This window comes from Enterobacter sp. N18-03635 (assembly GCF_004006055.1).
GTDB classification, from domain to species: domain Bacteria; phylum Pseudomonadota; class Gammaproteobacteria; order Enterobacterales; family Enterobacteriaceae; genus Enterobacter; species Enterobacter vonholyi.
In genome coordinates this window covers 1,908,157-1,922,416 of the sequence record NZ_CP034769.1, presented here as the reverse complement: position 1 = coordinate 1,922,416, position 14,260 = coordinate 1,908,157, and the positions used below count along the sequence as shown (strand labels likewise).

Below are 14,260 nucleotides of genomic sequence, written 5' to 3'. Positions count from 1 at the left end.
ATTGAGAGTGGGTGGCGCTATTGTGCGCCGCCCCTGTAAAAATCTCAACGCTTCGGATTTTCAAGCTGGCAATTGTTCAGCACAATGCGGTCGCGTTTGTAGACCGTGGCGCTGTCGCCTTTCGACCAGAAGACATAGATACCGTCGGTGTAGCGGGCGCCTGAGGCTGACATGCCCTGCTTCAGCGTAAGCAATTTATTGTCGTAAACAAAACTGGCTTCCTGGCGTGGATTGTTCAGCTTCACGGTCAGCGGTTTTTCGTCGCAGCGATACTCCAGCGTATCGGTCTGCATGCGCTCAAGGAGCTGGTTGTAGACGCTGCATCCTGACAGCAACAAAGGAGCGGCAATAAGAAGAAGTTTTTTCATGGGCGTATTCCGAAGACTTTCCTGGTCCTGGAGGGCATGTCCGCCCTCCTGTTTCGTTCCATTCTAACGGCGACGCACCGCGCTGAATTTCAGTTAACTCTGATTATGACGCGGATTCGCCGGGAAAATCGCCCCAAGAACGCTCGCCTCGCGAGCACCGGTTACCGACGGCAAATTGCCCGGCAGCCCGGCAATGGTGCGCCAGGCAAGCCAGGCGAAAGCCAGCGCCTCCATGTCATCCCCGCTGATGCCAGCCTCATCGGTCGTAGACACTTCGGTACCCGGCAGTAGCCCCGCAAGACGCGCCATCACCAGCGGGTTACGGCTTCCCCCGCCGCACACCAGCAGGCGTTCGCATCCGCCGCTGAGGAGCACCTGTTCGGAAATCGACACGGCCGTGAGCTCGGCAAGCGTCGCCTGGACATCCTGCGGTGCAAGCGCCGGGAATGACGCCAGCTGGCGCTCAAGCCAGCCAAAGTTGAAGTATTCACGCCCCGTACTTTTCGGTGCCGGTAAGGCAAAATAAGGGTCGCTCAGCATGGACTGCAGCAGCGGGATAATCACCTTACCCTCGCTCGCCCACTCCGCGTTTTTATCATAAGGTTGACCGCACTGACGCCAGATCCAGGCATCCATCAGCATATTGCCCGGGCCGGTATCGTAGCCGCGCACCGGCTGCCCCGGGATCAGCATCGACAGATTGGCGATCCCACCAATGTTGAGCACCATACGACGTTCTGAAGGGTGCGCCAGTAGCGCCTGATGGAACGCAGGCACCAGCGGCGCGCCCTGTCCGCCAAGGGCGATATCGCGACGACGGAAATCGCCAACCACCGTCACGCCCGTCTTCGCCACAATCTGGTTGTTATCACCGATTTGCAGCGTATGCGGGGCATCTCCTCCTGGTTCATGCCAGACCGTTTGTCCATGACACCCGATGGCCACCACATCCTGCGGGCGAAGATGTTCTTTCTGCATTAAAGCCAACACCGCATCCGCAAACAGCGCCCCCAGGCGAACATCAAGCTGTCCAAGCTGGGAGAGGGTCAGCTGCTGCCCCTGACAAATGCTCAGAATATCCTCTTTCAGTGAAATGGGGATTGGCCAGGTCAGGCTCGCCTGCTGTGCCACCATGTTTTCGTCAATGGCGGCCAGAACGACATCTACCCCATCCAGACTGGTGCCTGACATCACACCAATGTAGCGACCCGATTTCATGCGCTTTCCTTACGTTGCGTGGGCTAAGGATACCCACTCAACCATAAACGGCGCAGCTTTGCCATCCGGCGATAATATTTTTTAACAATGTCAGACGCGTAACGCGGGCGGTTCCTGTTTATCTCTCGTTAAGTCAAATTCAAGTACAATTTTCTTATTGTTAGTGCAAAGATATGAACTATGGCTCCTTATGCCATATAATTTAGCCATAACGGATGCCCCAACCGGGCGTTTTTGGTGAACAGGAGATTCAAATGATTTTACGTGTACTGGGCGTTTCGCTGATTGGTTTAACTCTGGCTGGCTGTGTGAATGACAGTTCACTCTCTGGCGACGTTTACAGCGCTTCTGAAGCGAAACAGGTTCAGAACGTAACTTACGGTACCGTTGTTAACGCACGCCCTGTGCAGATCCAGGGTGGCGATGAAAACAACGTGATGGGCGCAATCGGCGGTGCCGTCCTGGGTGGTTTCCTGGGTAATACCGTCGGCGGTGGCACTGGCCGCTCGCTGGCGACGGCCGCAGGCGCCGTTGCAGGTGGTGTAGCTGGCCAGGGCGTTCAGGGCGCAATGAACAAAACTCAGGGCGTAGAGCTGGAAATTCGTAAAGACGATGGCAGCACTATCATGGTTGTCCAGAAACAAGGCAACACTCGCTTCTCTGCAGGCCAGCGGGTCGTTCTGGCAAGCAACGGAAGCCAGGTGACCGTTTCTCCACGTTAATTAAAAATGGATGTGGTCATCGGACCACATCCATTTACAATATATATCACTCCCACAAATATATTTACAAAATAAATTCACCCCACCAATTTTTAACCACATCATATATTGTTTTTGCGCAAAGTATTTAGCAGGCTAATAGATTAAACTCTCGCAATTACCTCACCTTAATTCATTATAAAGCCATTAAAAACGTATATGTTTTCTAATCATCGTTCCGTAAAGGGTCGTTATACCTCGTTCTGTCTGGGTTGTATTGTTGTCATTGGCATATTACACGCCCTGTTTTCGAAAATTGCCGAATGGGTACCTAGCTTCTCGTCTCATTTGTTCCCTACGCTCACCATTTTTTTGCTGGTGTTTAACCTGTTTATTGCCTTCTTTATGGCAATGAAATACTGGTGTGACCGAAAACGGTTGTATCTGGTAGCGATCGCTTTTGCCTTTGCCGGGGCGGCATCGCTGATGGTCGGAACGTTGTCCTGCTTTCCCGCCTGGCTGGACCTCTATCAGTTCAACGCTGTAAACTACAACGATGCGATGATCTTCTATATGTTCCGCCATCTTTTAATGGCGGTGCTAATAATCGTTTCGGCAATACTCTATACCACGCGCAATTGTCCTCTTTCACGACTGGCGCATATCCTTATTGTGGGTGGCGAGTTTCTCTTTACCGTCTTTGCAGTAGGGTTGGCCTGGATGTATTCCAGTCACTCTTCATTTTTATCCATTGATCTGGTGGATAATGAAACCCGTGAGTTTATGGTTCTCTGGAGCCACTTCATTAATATTGCATTAATTGCACTCTGGGTGGTGACATTAGGAACGCTGATGTTTATTACGCGCATACGCAACTTATTCTGGGTAGGCGGTAATTTTCTGTGCGTCTGTTATATCGTCACGCTCACAATGCTGTTAGCGGGTGGAAATGTCGAAGATATCTCCTGGTATCGCGCCCGCTTATTTGAGACTGTCGCCACGCTGCTGCTCATTTTTGTTCTGCTCTACGATGTTTTCAGGCTGTATCGCGACTCGCACGTCAAGTATCAGCAGTCGTACCAGAACTCAATTCGCGACCCGCTGACGCGCCTTTATAACCGCAGCTATTTTTATGAAACATTAAAGCAGGCGCTGGATATCGCCAAACCCAGCCGTCCTGTTTCCGTCATCGTCAGCGATCTCGATCGCTTCAAGCGTATCAACGACACCTACGGGCATCTTCAGGGCGACAAAGTCCTGCAGTTTGTCGCTAACCTGCTGATGGATTCCGTACGCCCGCAGGACATCGCGGCCCGTATCGGTGGTGAGGAGTTTGTTCTGATGCTGGCCAACACCTCATCAGAAGCAGCGCACCAGGTGGCGGAGCGCATACGGGTAAATCTGAGCAGCTTCGATAACACCAGCAGCGGCGGTCAACTACCGGAGCCAGTCACCATCAGCATGGGGGTGTATACGGCGACGTCACCCGCGATAGCCGCAGAAACGTGCGTGGAAAACGCCGACAAAGCGATGTATGAAGCGAAGGAGACGGGACGTAATCGTGTGGTCGTCTTTAAATAAAAAAAGGCCTTGCTGCTGCAAGGCCTTCGTGTTTATTAGTCGCGAGAATGCAGCTCATGGATGTTTTGCTCAAGGCGAGCAATAAGGCTGATGAGCATTTCCAGCTCCGCGGGTGAAACGCCTGACAGGATTTCACCGCGCGTCCTGGTGATCACGGCTTCCATTTCCGTGATGATTGGCGCCGCTTTCTCGGTGAGTTTAATCCGCTTGGCGCGACGATCGCTGGCGCAGGTTTGCCGCGAGATCAACCCCTTCTCTTCCAGCTGGTCAAGCGTGCGCACCAGCGACGGTTGCTCAATCCCTATCGCTTTTGCCAGCTGAATTTGCGACTGATCGGGCGGCAGCTGATGGATGTTGTGCAGCGTGACCCAATGCGTCTGTGTGAGTTCCAGAGGTTTCAGGCGATGGTCAATCAGAGCACGCCAGACGCGTACCAACCTTGCCAGATCAGAACCTAATGGCGATTCCAATTTCATCTCCTTATAATTAGCTTGCTAAGTTATTATACTGATTTTAGAATAGTGTGCAGCATTTGTATTGCCAAAACAAATGCAATACTGCATTCATCGAACTTAAAAGTATGACTTACACTGAATTGTGATGCTTCATCATACTAAGACAAGCCAACGCGGCATTCTGTTCACTGCAAAGGATTTCTGCCCGTGACGTTTTTTCATCGCTCAGAGGGGTTGCCCCTTCAGGACCTGATCTTCGGTGCGTCAGTCTATTTTCCTCCGCTGTTTAAGGCCGTTCTGGTGGGTTTTCTGCTCTGGTTCATCGCGCATCGTCTGCTTCGCGACTGGATGTACTCCGGTGAAATCTGGCATCCCATGCTGATGGATCTTTCCCTGTTTGCCCTTTCCGTATGCCTGGGCCTTGCCGTTTTGACTGTGTGGTGAATATGTCCCTGAAAACGCTAAAGTACTTTTCCACCCTGTTTGTCCTTGCCCTCGCGCTGGTTGCGGGGTGGTGGATGTGGAATTTTTATATGCAGTCGCCCTGGACGCGTGACGGCAAAGTTCGCGCTGAACAGGTCAGCATTACTCCTCAGGTGTCGGGAAGTATCACAACGCTTTTAGTTAAGGATAACCAGTTTGTCAAAAAGGGGGACGTTTTATTCCGTATCGACGATACCCCGTACCACATTGCGATTCTGAACGCCCAGGCCCAGCTGGCAAAAGCCCAGTCGGATCTGGCAAAGGCCAACAACGAGGCCAATCGCCGCCGTCACCTGTCGCAAAACTACATCTCAGCGGAAGACTTAGATACCGCCAATATCAACGTGAAGGCAATGCAGGCTAACGTCAACGTGGCGGAGGCGACGCTAAAGCAGGCGCAGTGGCAGCTGACCCAAACCGTGATTACAGCACCTGTCGATGGATGGGTGACCAACCTCTCCGCCCGCGTAGGGAATTATGCCACCACGGGACAACCGATATTCGCCCTCGTCGACAGTCACTCCTTCTACGTCGTGGGCTATTTCGAAGAGACCAAGCTTCGGCATATTCGCGAGGGCTCGCCAGCCACGATAACGCTTTACAGCGGCTCTCAGAGGTTACAGGGTCACGTATCCAGCGTTGGCCGTGCCATTTACGATCAAAGCGTTGAAACGGATTCAGGTCTTGTGCCGGATATTAAGCCGAACGTACCCTGGGTGCGTCTGGCCCAGCGCGTTCCGGTTCGCGTGGAGTTTGACCGTTTACCGCAGGACATTACGCTGGTGTCCGGCACCACCTGCACAGTCTCCATCGGAACCCGTTAATGAAGCTGCAGGGGATCGCCTGGCAAAACACGCCGTGGATGAAAGCGACGCGCCCACAGTGGCGCTACGCCCTGCGTAACGGCATTGCCATGTGTCTGGCGCTGACCGTCGCCTATTACCTGAACCTGGATGAGCCCTACTGGGCGATGACGTCTGCGGCGGTGGTTAGTTTCCCAACGGTGGGCGGGGTGATCAGTAAAAGCCTTGGCCGTATCGCAGGCAGCCTGCTGGGCGCCACCGCAGCGTTAATTATCGCCGGGCATACGCTGAACGATCCGTGGCTGTTCCTGCTCAGTATGGCGGCATGGCTGGGGGGCTGTACCTGGGCCTGCGCCCATTTTACTAATAACGTCGCCTACGCTTTTCAGCTGGCGGGCTATACCGCCGCCATTATCGCCTTTCCGGTAGTTAACGTGCTCGACACCACCGAGCTGTGGAATATCGCCCAGGCGCGCGTCTGTGAAGTGATTGTCGGGATCCTCAGCGGCGGCTTCATGATGATGATCCTCCCCAGCACATCCGACGGCACAACGCTTATCACTGCGCTAAAAACCATGCACACCCGGCTACTGGAACACGCGAGCCTGCTGTGGCAACCGGATAACAGCGACGATATCCGCCTCGCGCATGAAAAGGTTATCGGACAGATTCTGACGATGAATCTGTTGCGTATTCAGGCGTTCTGGAGTCACTACCGCTTTCGCCGCCAGAACACCCTACTTAACTATTTGCTGCATCAGCAGCTGCGCATGACCAGCGCCATATCCAGCCTGCGCCGGATGCTGCTCAACTGGCCGACGCCTCCGGATAACACCCGTGCCGTTATCGAAACGCTGCTCGCGGCACTTGCGCGCCCGGATGCGGACATCTACACCGTTGCGAAGATCATCGCCCCGCTCGCCCCTGTTGATGAGTACGACTACCGCCATCGCGCCTTCTGGCAGCGCCTGAATTACTTCTGCCGTCTGTACCTGCGCAGCAGCCGCTGGATTATGGCCGTCGAAAATGCGACCCCATTGACGGAGTTCAACGTCCCCGGCAGCCCGGCACTTGCACGCCATACCGACTATCTTGAAGCGTTGTGGAGCGGTTTTCGCACCTTCTGTGCGCTGATGCTGGTGGGAGCATGGAGCATTACCACGCAGTGGGAGTCCGGTACGGCAGCCCTGACGCTTGCCGCCATCAGCTGCGTGCTATACTCCGTCGCGGCATCGCCGTTCAACTCTCTTACTCTCCTGTTGCGCACGCTGGTGCTGCTATCGCTGTTCAGCTTCGTGGTGAAATTTGGCCTGATGGTGCAGATAAGCGATCTTTGGCAGTTCCTGCTGTTCCTGTTTCCCCTGTTGACCACCATGCAGCTTCTGAAGCTGCAGATGCCGAAGCTGGCGGGCCTCTGGGGACAGCTGATTGTCTTTATGGGCTCGTTTATCTCCGTAACGAATCCGCCGGTTTATGATTACGCCGACTTTCTCAATGACAACCTGGCAAAGATCCTTGGCGTGGGGCTGGCGTGGCTGGCATTCGCGGTGTTGCGTCCCGGCTCCGATGCACGCAAGAGCCGCAGGCATATCCGAGAGTTACGCAGAGGGTTTGTCGACCAGCTCAGCCGTAAACCACACATGAGTGAAAACGAATATGAATCGCTGGTTTATCATCACGTCAGCCAGCTGAACAGCAGCCAGGACGCACTTTCCCGGCGCTGGCTACTGCGCTGGGGCGTGGTGCTGTTGAACTGCTCGCACGTGGTCTGGCAGCTTCGCGAGTGGGAAACGCGTTCCGACCCGCTGTCGCAGGTTCGTGATGTTTGCATATCCCTGCTGCGCGATGTGATGAGCGAACGCGGTGTTCAGCAGCGCCCGCTGGCAACCACTCTTAATGAACTGCAGCGGATCTGCGATACGCTTGCACAGCATCATCTGCCCGCAGCCCGTGATTTGGCCTCGATAATCTGGCGGCTGCACTGCTCGCTGTCGCAGCTGGAGCAGGCACCACCGCCGGGAACGATTGGGGATCAGATCACGCCGCACGCATAGCGTGCCCCTCCGCCGCCAAGCGGTTTAGGCCGATCGGACATATTGTCGCCGCCGACATGGATCATCAGCGCTTTGCCTTTCACCTCATCCAGCTTTTTCAGACGCGGCGCGACGACGGGTTCGGTGGCTTTACCGTCGTTATTGACCACCAGCACGGGCAGATCGCCTAAATGCCCCATTCCATCCGGGCCTTCATGCTTACCGGAATGCTGGGGATCGAGGTGCCCTCCTGCCGCTTCCGCCGCCGACGGTTTACCTTCTTTTAAAGCGGGCTGACAGCTGCCTTTGGCATGAACATGGAAACCATGCTCACCGGGCGGGAGTGCTTTGAGGCTGGGGGCAAACTCCAGTCCTTTATCGGTTTCCGTGATTTTCACCGTCCCGATGGACTGACCCACTCCTTGTGGGGTGACGAGATTCATTTCCACTTCGTCGCTGGCTGCCTGCGCCCCTGCGCAAACAACCAGCGTGATCAGTGCCAGAGCAAAACGCTTCATATGACCTCCGCGGGTTATTTTTTGCCCCTTAAGTGTATACCAGGGGCAAAGATTTCACCGGAAAGTCACCTTCTGGCGGTTTATGGCACGTCGTAACCCAGAGCGGCTTTGCGGATGCGGAACCACTGCTGGCGGGTCATCTGCAGCTCTTCAGCGGCCAGTGCAGAACGCACGCGTTCTATTTTGCCGGAACCGATAATGGGCAGCGGTTTTGACGGCAGGCGCAGGATCCACGCGTAAACCACCTGTTCGATGCTTTCCGCGTTCAGTTCGCGGGCGATCGTCTCAAGCTCGTTGCGCAGCGGCTGGAATTCATCATCATTAAACAGGCGTCCGCCCCCCAGGCAGGACCAGGCCATCGGGCGAATGCGCAGCTGTTGTAGCTGATCGAGGGTACCATCCAGCAGCAGCGGCTGGTGAACCGGGGAGATCTCAACCTGGTTTGTGGCCAGGGTAAACGGCAGACGAGACTGAAGAAGCGCAAACTGCGCCGGGGTAAAGTTAGAAACGCCGAAATGACGCACTTTCCCACTCTGATGGAGGTTCAGGAAAGCTTCGGCCACCTCGTCAGCATCCATCAGCGGGTCGGGGCGGTGGATTAACAGCAGGTCGATACGATCGGTCGCCAGATTGACCAGCGACTGCTCGGCGCTCTTGATGATATGCGCGCTGTCGGTGATGTAATGACCGAGGGCGTGTTCAGGTTTTGCCGTGGTGGCAATCCCACACTTCGTGACAATTTCCATGCGATCGCGCAGTGCCGGAACCAGCTTAAGCGCCTCGCCGAACGCGGCCTCGCACTGGTAGCCACCGTAAATATCAGCATGATCGACCGTGGTGATGCCTAAATCGAGGTGCTCTTCAATAAAGCTCGCCAGCTGGAGCGGAGACATATTCCAGTCCATCAGGCGCCAGTAGCCCATCACAAAACGGGAGAATTCTGGCCCCTGGGGGGCAAGGGTAATTCGCTGAACCATAACATTTTCCTCAAGGACGTGATGTCATGAGTATACGCAATTACCGTGTTAAAAAAGTGAAGGTTGCTGGGGTTCTTCGGTCTCACCCGCTTTGTTTGCGCGTATTTTGCGCAGAAGGCGCTGTCGACAGAGGCGTAGTACCTCCTGCTTTTGCGTGTCGCTAAAGTTTTGCCAGTTGAAACGCTCGTCACGGGTACGCATGCATCCACGGCAATATCCGCGTTCATCCACCTGACAAATACCCCGGCACGGGCTCTGGATGGGGAAAAACTCCAGCTGCTCTGCCACACTCACCTCCAGATAGCCACTCTCACCTACAGTGAAGACGCTAAACGCGCCACGTGCAAGGCCTATAGCACAGATTTGTGGCATTAAGGTTTCACTAATCTTCCCTCTCTATACTCGGCCCATCATGACAATAACAGGTTTACCGATCGATGTGGTCAATCAAAAAGTTACACTGTAACGACATTAAATTTACTCTGGGTTGTGCTCTCTTCTTTACGTTAATCAACGGGCTGTTTATCCAGCGCAGCTGGGCCATTATCGGCCCAATTCATCTGCACGACTTCCTCTTTGCCGCCTCCGTACCGCTGGTGCTGTTTTGCGGCTGGGTGATTGTCTTTAGCCTGCTTAATATCCCGTATATCCGTAAACCGCTGCTGATTGTTTTAACCATCGGTTGCGCCGCTGCGACGTATTTTATGTACACCTACGGCGCGGTGATCGATCAGAATATGATTGTGAACGTCTTCGAAACCAACTCTCAGGAAGCGACCGCCCTGGTGACCCCGCAGATGATTCTGTGGATTGTTATCGCAGGCCTCGTTCCCTCGGTGGTGCTGGCTCTTACCCGCATTCGTACCGGGAAATGGTGGTATGCCCTGCTGACGCGGGTTGCCGCGATGCTCGGCGCTCTGCTGGTGATTATTCTGGTTGCCGCGCTGTTTTATAAAGATTACGCGTCGCTATTCCGCAATAACAAAAGCATCGTCAAAATGGTCACTCCGGCGAACTATGTCAGCGCCGTGGTGAAGTACAGCAAGATGCGCTGGTTTGCCGGCGATCAGACGCTGGTGCGGATTGGTGAAGATGCCCATAAAGGGCCACTGATTTCCGGTCAACAAAAGAAAACCGTTCTGGTGCTTGTCGTCGGCGAAGCGTCTCGCGCGGCAAACTACTCCCTGAACGGTTACGATCGTGAAACCAACCCGGAGCTAAAAAAGCAGGATGTGATTAACTTCCCGCAGGCCTCCTCATGCGGCACTGAAACCGCGGTTTCCGTTCCGTGCATGTTCTCCGGCATGACGCGCAGCAAGTACGATGCCGACCTTGCACACCATCAGGAAGGTCTGCTCGATGTGCTGAAGCATGCGGGAATCAATCTGCTGTGGCGCGACAACGACGGCGGGTGTAAAGGTGCCTGCGATCGCATCCCCCATACCGATATGACGCAGTGGAATCTGGATCAGTTCTGCAAAGATAAATCCTGTATTGACGACGTGAACTTCTACCGTCTGGACAACGTGCTGGATGGCGTGAAGCAAGATACGGTGCTGGTTATCCACCTGATGGGGAGTCATGGACCGGCGTACTATCGCCGTTACCCGGACAATTTCCGGAAATTCACCCCAACCTGCGACACCAATGAAATTCAGGATTGCGACCATCAGGCGCTGGTAAACACCTATGACAACACTATCCTCTATACCGACAGCATGGTCAGCAAAACCATTGATGCGCTGAAAGCGCGACAGGCAAGCATGAACACCGCGCTGATTTACCTTTCGGATCACGGTGAATCACTGGGTGAAAGCGGTATTTATCTGCACGGCACGCCGTACATGCTGGCGCCGGAGCAGCAAACTCATATTCCGTTTATGTTCTGGCTGTCACCGGATTATGCAAAAAACTTTGGCATCAACGGACAGTGTTTGCGTGACCAGGCAGCAAAAAATGCGGTTTCCCAGGACAATTTGTTCTCAACCGTATTGGGTATGATGGACGTGAAATCAACGGTTTATCAACCGCAGCTGGATATACTGAGTGCATGTCGTCAGTAAACTCGCTTGCATTAGACCGAACGGTCTATTAGAGTGCGGCCATGAGCAGAAATACTGAACACGATACCCGCGAACATCTACTGGCAACCGGCGAGCAGCTTTGCATGCATCGCGGGTTTACCGGTATGGGGTTGAGCGAGTTATTAAAAACCGCTGAGGTACCGAAGGGGTCGTTTTATCACTACTTCCGGTCCAAAGAGGCCTTTGGCGTGGCGATGCTGGAGCGTCATTATGCTGGCTACCACCAGCGTCTGGCGACCCACTTTGCGTCGGGTCAGGGGAACTACCGGGATCGTGTTCTGAATTACTATCAGGAAACGCTTAACCAGTTCTGTCAGCAGGGCATTATCAGCGGATGCCTGACGGTCAAACTGTCTGCCGAAGTGTGCGATCTTTCCGAAGATATGCGCTCGGCGATGGATAAGGGTGCCCGCGGCGTAATCGCCCTGCTGGCCCAGGCCCTGGAAAAAGGTCGCGAAGAAAAAACGCTGGCCTTTTCCGGCGACCCCTTAATGCAGTCTCAGGTGCTCTACTCCCTCTGGTTAGGAGCCAACCTGCAGGCAAAAATTTCGCGCAGTGCCCTGCCGCTGGAAAGCGCGCTGGCACATGTGAAAAACAGTATTACTGCGCCAGGCGTATAACGGGCGCTTTTTATTTACCTTATTACTAGTCGACTGGTCTACTCAGGAGTCTTTATGTCAGCTGAAAAACTGTTTACCCCATTGAAAGTGGGTGCCGTCACGGCGCCAAACCGCGTGTTTATGGCTCCGCTGACCCGTCTGCGCAGCATTGAGCCGGGTGACATCCCCACCCCCCTGATGGGCGAATACTATCGTCAGCGCGCAAGCTCTGGCCTGATCATTACGGAAGCCACACAGATTTCTGCTCAGGCGAAGGGTTATGCGGGTGCGCCGGGCCTTCACAGCCCGGAACAGATCGCCGCATGGCAGAAAATTACCGCAGGCGTTCACGCTGAAGAAGGTCGCATTGCGGTCCAGCTGTGGCATACCGGTCGTATCTCTCACAGCAGCATTCAGCCTGGCGGCCAGGCTCCGGTCTCCGCTTCAGCCCTGAGTGCAAATACACGCACTTCCCTGCGTGATGAAAACGGTAATGCGATCCGCGTGGATACCTCTATGCCACGTGCCCTGGAGCTGGATGAAATCCCGGGTATCGTTAACGACTTCCGCCAGGCCGTGGCCAACGCTCGTGAAGCCGGTTTTGACCTGATTGAGCTGCACTCCGCGCACGGCTACCTGCTGCACCAGTTCCTGTCACCGTCGTCTAACCATCGCACCGACCAGTACGGCGGCAGCGTCGAAAATCGCGCTCGCCTGGTACTGGAAGTGGTTGATGCCGTATGTCAGGAGTGGAGCCCGGATCGTATCGGGATCCGCGTTTCTCCAATCGGTTCTTTCCAGAACGTCGACAACGGTCCGAACGAAGAAGCCGATGCACTGTACCTGATCGAAGAACTGGCTAAACGTGGCATCGCTTATCTGCACATGTCCGAGCCGGACTGGGCCGGCGGCAAGCCATACACTGAGGCTTTCCGTCAGAAAGTGCGCGAACGTTTCCACGGGGTGATCATCGGTGCAGGGGCGTATACGCCGGAGAAAGCCGAAGATCTGATTAATAAAGGGCTGATTGATGCCGTCGCGTTTGGCCGTGACTACATCGCCAACCCGGATCTGGTTGCTCGTCTGCAGAAAAAAGCAGCGCTCAACCCGCAGCGTCCGGAAAGCTTCTACGGCGGCGGCGCGGAAGGCTACACCGACTACCCTTCACTGTAATCTCGCCATTGTTCATTGATAGCGGCGACAGTTCGCCGCTATACTAAAACATCGTTTCTGATCAAAAAGCTTTTTTATTCCATTGGTTAATGAGGAAATTATGCGCCTACTTCACACCATGCTGCGCGTTGGCGACCTGCAACGTTCTATCGATTTCTACACTAACGTCCTGGGCATGAAGCTGCTGCGCACCAGCGAAAACCCGGAATACAAATACTCGCTGGCGTTCGTGGGTTACGGCCCGGAAACGGATGAAGCAGTGATAGAGCTGACCTACAACTGGGGCGTTGACAGCTATGAGCTGGGCACGGCCTACGGCCATATCGCGCTGGAAGTGGATAACGCGGCCGATGCGTGCGAACGCATTCGCAAAAATGGCGGTAACGTCACGCGCGAAGCGGGCCCGGTAAAAGGCGGCACCACCGTGATTGCGTTTGTGGAAGATCCGGACGGTTACAAAATCGAGCTGATTGAAGCCAAAGACGCCGGTCGCGGTCTGGGCAACTGATCCCTCAGGGCGCAACGTGCGCCCGTAGTTTTACTGCATCACCCCGCAAAATTTGCCATAATGCGCTCTGCTTTTTCCCCATGTAAGAGACCCTGATGTCCGATAACGCTCAATTTAGCGGTCTGTGCGACCGTTTTCGTGGTTTTTATCCCGTTGTCATTGATGTAGAAACAGCCGGATTTAACGCTAAAACCGATGCGCTGCTCGAAATTGCCGCCATCACGCTGAAGATGGATGAACAGGGCTGGCTTACACCGGACACCACGCTGCATTTCCACGTTGAACCTTTCGAAGGGGCAAACTTACAGCCGGAAGCGCTGGCGTTTAACGGTATCGATCCGCATAACCCGCTGCGCGGTGCCGTCAGTGAATATGATGCGCTGCACGCCATTTTTAAAATGGTGCGTAAAGGCATGAAAGAGAGCAACTGCAGCCGCGCCATTATGGTGGCCCATAACGCCACCTTCGATCACAGCTTTACCATGGCTGCCGCGGAGCGCGCGTCGCTCAAACGCAACCCCTTCCACCCTTTTGTCACCTTCGACACCGCCGCATTGAGCGGCCTGGCGCTGGGACAAACGGTGTTATCTAAAGCCTGCATTACGGCTGGCATTCCGTTCGACGGAACGCAGGCGCACTCCGCTCTATACGATACGGAGCGCACCGCAGAGCTGTTCTGTGAGATCGTCAACCGCTGGAAGCGTCTTGGCGGCTGGCCGCTGCCGATGGGTGACAGCGAAGAATAAAAAAAAAGCGACC

16 protein-coding genes are annotated in these 14,260 nt (G+C 54.6%); 10 read left to right on the top strand and 6 right to left on the bottom strand.

All coding sequences use genetic code 11. From position 1 onward, the window contains the following. Nucleotides 1-44: 44 nt before the first annotated feature. Nucleotides 45-368, bottom strand: coding sequence for a C-type lysozyme inhibitor (gene mliC, locus ELK40_RS09950; RefSeq protein ID WP_023335447.1), 324 nt, complete (start codon nucleotides 366-368; stop codon nucleotides 45-47). 93 nt (nucleotides 369-461) lie between these two features. Then, entirely contained in the window at nucleotides 462-1,586 is a 1,125-nt protein-coding gene (gene anmK / locus ELK40_RS09945; protein WP_111965663.1) for an anhydro-N-acetylmuramic acid kinase, read from the bottom strand. Nucleotides 1,587-1,840: 254 nt separating this feature from the next. On the opposite strand from anmK, the gene slyB reads away from it, so the two are divergent. Both slyB and ELK40_RS09935 read left to right on the top strand, forming a co-directional pair. Continuing rightward, a complete protein-coding gene (slyB, locus tag ELK40_RS09940; protein WP_047348789.1) occupies nucleotides 1,841-2,308 on the top strand; it encodes an outer membrane lipoprotein SlyB in 468 nt (155 codons plus the stop codon). Between the two features lie 198 nt (nucleotides 2,309-2,506). Further along, nucleotides 2,507-3,868, top strand: coding sequence for a GGDEF domain-containing protein (locus tag ELK40_RS09935; protein ID WP_127730537.1), 1,362 nt, complete (start codon nucleotides 2,507-2,509; stop codon nucleotides 3,866-3,868). 35 nt (nucleotides 3,869-3,903) lie between these two features. Here ELK40_RS09935 and slyA read toward each other — a convergent pair whose 3' ends face one another. Next, entirely contained in the window at nucleotides 3,904-4,344 is a 441-nt protein-coding gene (gene slyA / locus ELK40_RS09930) for a transcriptional regulator SlyA (protein ID WP_111965661.1), read from the bottom strand. A gap of 186 nt (nucleotides 4,345-4,530) precedes the next feature. Here slyA and ELK40_RS09925 point away from each other — a divergent pair, with 186 nt between their 5' ends. From ELK40_RS09925 to ELK40_RS09915, 3 genes are read left to right on the top strand one after another with little or no spacing between them, the layout of a single operon-like run. Beyond that, entirely contained in the window at nucleotides 4,531-4,767 is a 237-nt protein-coding gene (locus ELK40_RS09925) for a DUF1656 domain-containing protein (protein ID WP_127730535.1), read from the top strand. A gap of 2 nt (nucleotides 4,768-4,769) precedes the next feature. Next, nucleotides 4,770-5,630 (top strand): HlyD family secretion protein, encoded by an 861-nt coding sequence (locus ELK40_RS09920; protein WP_115874865.1) that lies wholly within the window; start codon nucleotides 4,770-4,772, stop codon nucleotides 5,628-5,630. Beyond that, nucleotides 5,630-7,663, top strand: a complete 2,034-nt coding sequence (locus ELK40_RS09915; protein ID WP_127730533.1) for an FUSC family protein — start codon at nucleotides 5,630-5,632, stop codon at nucleotides 7,661-7,663. The genes ELK40_RS09920 and ELK40_RS09915 overlap by 1 nt, the downstream gene beginning before the upstream one ends. On the opposite strand, the gene sodC is transcribed toward ELK40_RS09915, so the two are convergent. The 3 genes from sodC to ELK40_RS09900 all read right to left on the bottom strand — a co-directional run bounded on the left by sodC (nucleotide 7,642) and on the right by ELK40_RS09900 (nucleotide 9,425). Then, complete coding sequence (gene sodC, locus ELK40_RS09910) at nucleotides 7,642-8,160, bottom strand: superoxide dismutase [Cu-Zn] SodC (protein WP_115874864.1); 519 nt, start codon at nucleotides 8,158-8,160, stop codon at nucleotides 7,642-7,644. The two genes, ELK40_RS09915 and sodC, sit on opposite strands and share 22 nt — an antisense overlap. 80 nt (nucleotides 8,161-8,240) lie before the next feature. Then, nucleotides 8,241-9,137: an aldo/keto reductase family oxidoreductase gene (locus ELK40_RS09905; RefSeq protein WP_032638255.1), complete on the bottom strand. Its 897-nt coding sequence runs from the start codon at nucleotides 9,135-9,137 to the stop codon at nucleotides 8,241-8,243. Between the two features lie 48 nt (nucleotides 9,138-9,185). Further along, a complete protein-coding gene (locus tag ELK40_RS09900) occupies nucleotides 9,186-9,425 on the bottom strand; it encodes a DUF1289 domain-containing protein (protein WP_008500587.1) in 240 nt (79 codons plus the stop codon). Between the two features lie 149 nt (nucleotides 9,426-9,574). Here ELK40_RS09900 and eptA point away from each other — a divergent pair, with 149 nt between their 5' ends. The 5 genes from eptA (at nucleotide 9,575) to rnt (ending at nucleotide 14,247) form a co-directional block, all read left to right on the top strand. After that, nucleotides 9,575-11,200 carry a phosphoethanolamine transferase EptA gene (eptA, locus tag ELK40_RS09895; protein ID WP_127730531.1) on the top strand — a complete coding sequence of 542 codons (1,626 nt, stop codon included), beginning with the start codon at nucleotides 9,575-9,577 and terminating at the stop codon, nucleotides 11,198-11,200. Nucleotides 11,201-11,241: 41 nt separating this feature from the next. Further along, nucleotides 11,242-11,841: a TetR/AcrR family transcriptional regulator gene (locus ELK40_RS09890; protein WP_115874862.1), complete on the top strand. Its 600-nt coding sequence runs from the start codon at nucleotides 11,242-11,244 to the stop codon at nucleotides 11,839-11,841. A 54-nt stretch (nucleotides 11,842-11,895) separates the two neighbouring features. Continuing rightward, nucleotides 11,896-12,993, top strand: a complete 1,098-nt coding sequence (locus ELK40_RS09885; RefSeq protein WP_115874861.1) for an alkene reductase — start codon at nucleotides 11,896-11,898, stop codon at nucleotides 12,991-12,993. A gap of 100 nt (nucleotides 12,994-13,093) precedes the next feature. Next, the gene (gene gloA / locus ELK40_RS09880) at nucleotides 13,094-13,501 is read left to right on the top strand and encodes a lactoylglutathione lyase (RefSeq protein ID WP_008500591.1); all 408 of its coding nucleotides are present in this window, start codon (nucleotides 13,094-13,096) and stop codon (nucleotides 13,499-13,501) included. A gap of 95 nt (nucleotides 13,502-13,596) precedes the next feature. Then, the gene (gene rnt / locus ELK40_RS09875; RefSeq protein WP_061098432.1) at nucleotides 13,597-14,247 is read left to right on the top strand and encodes a ribonuclease T; all 651 of its coding nucleotides are present in this window, start codon (nucleotides 13,597-13,599) and stop codon (nucleotides 14,245-14,247) included. The last annotated feature ends 13 nt before the right edge of the window (nucleotides 14,248-14,260 follow it).